The following is a 1,369-nucleotide window of genomic DNA, read 5'->3' on the forward strand; positions in this document are numbered from 1 at the left end:
TTCGAGTGAAGCATTGGCAAAACTCAATCCTTCTGGTTTAGACCATGTCTAAACATGGAAGTATTTGAGAAAAACGGGCAAAAGATCATCCGTGGGGATGCTATCGAAAGTTTAAACCAAGAGGTTCTGGATGAGTCCGTCGACCTCCTTTTTGTTGATCCTCCCTACAATATTGGGAAAAACTTCAACGGATGCCTGGACAAGTGGGCATCCGATGAGGACTACATGAGTTGGTGTAAAACATGGTTGGATCTCTGTATTCAAAAAGTGAAACCAAACGGCTCCATGTACTTCATGGCGTCGACGCAATGCATGCCATATTTTGACCTCTACCTGAGAGAACAGGTCTCCATTTTGTCACGAATCGTCTGGTCTTACGATAGTTCCGGCGTACAAGCGAAGAAGTACTATGGCTCTCTTTATGAGCCGATTCTTTTTTGCGTGAAAAATCAAAAGGACTATAAGTTCAATCCAGACTCTATCCTTGTTGAGGCTAAAACAGGTGCAAAAAGGAAATTGATCGATTATCGAGGAGGGACTCCTAAACCATACAACACAAAAAAGGTCCCTGGGAACGTATGGAACTTTCCCCGAGTTAGGTATCGTATGGATGAATACGAAAACCATCCTTCACAAAAACCTGAATCGCTCCTTGAGCGAATTATCCTTGCTAGCTCTGACGAAGGGGATCTCGTGTTAGATCCATTTTCGGGGACCTTCACCACCAGCTCTGTGGCAGCTCGTTTAAACCGAAAATCGATTGGTATTGAGCAAGATCTAGAGTACTTCAAGGCTGGGCTTAGAAGAACAGGAGTAGCAAGCCACTATGACGGGGAAGCCCTAACTGGGGTTGCCAAGAGCACCGCAAGAAGAAATTCAAAAAAGCAAATATCCCCTAAAGATCAGCTTACTCTAATCTAAAATGGAACACAGTTTTACAGAAGAAATTTCTAAAATTTTAGAAGAGGATTTCAGAGAGAAATGGAAGGATATTTTCGACAAGAGTTCACTCCTCCAGTACATCAATTTGAAGACACGTTCCGCGAACAAAGGATCGAAATCGAGATCCAGCTTTGCGAACCTATATGCGATTTACGTCCTCGTTGAAGATTATCTCAGCAAAGGATTTAACAAAAATGAAGGGTACAGCACTTACGAAGGTGCTCAATTCGCCCCACTTTTGGAACGCATAAGGAAATTGCCTTTTGGGGAGAAAATGCAAAACCATGCCCTAAATAATAGGATGAACGATGAGTACAAAAAGTACTTCCAGCAGTCTGAATACATCCCAATAATGCGAGATCTCGCAACTAAAAGATATTGGATAAATGAGAACCTGCTTAAAATAGATCTCTCTTCAGAGAAGTTT

1 protein-coding gene and 1 pseudogene are annotated in these 1,369 nt (G+C 42.2%); both read left to right on the forward strand.

Annotation, left to right across the window (positions count from 1 at the left end; genetic code table 11):
* The first annotated feature begins 54 nt into the window (after window positions 1–54).
* Window positions 55–921, forward strand: coding sequence for an adenine-specific DNA-methyltransferase (gene yhdJ, locus QEH53_RS23750; RefSeq protein WP_309025725.1), 867 nt, complete (start codon window positions 55–57; stop codon window positions 919–921).
* A 1-nt stretch (window position 922) separates the two neighbouring features.
* A pseudogene (locus QEH53_RS23755) lies at window positions 923–1,369 on the forward strand (restriction endonuclease); the annotation flags it as partial.

The sequence above is a fragment of the Pelagicoccus sp. SDUM812002 genome, assembly GCF_031127835.1.
Taxonomy (GTDB): domain Bacteria; phylum Verrucomicrobiota; class Verrucomicrobiia; order Opitutales; family Opitutaceae; genus Pelagicoccus.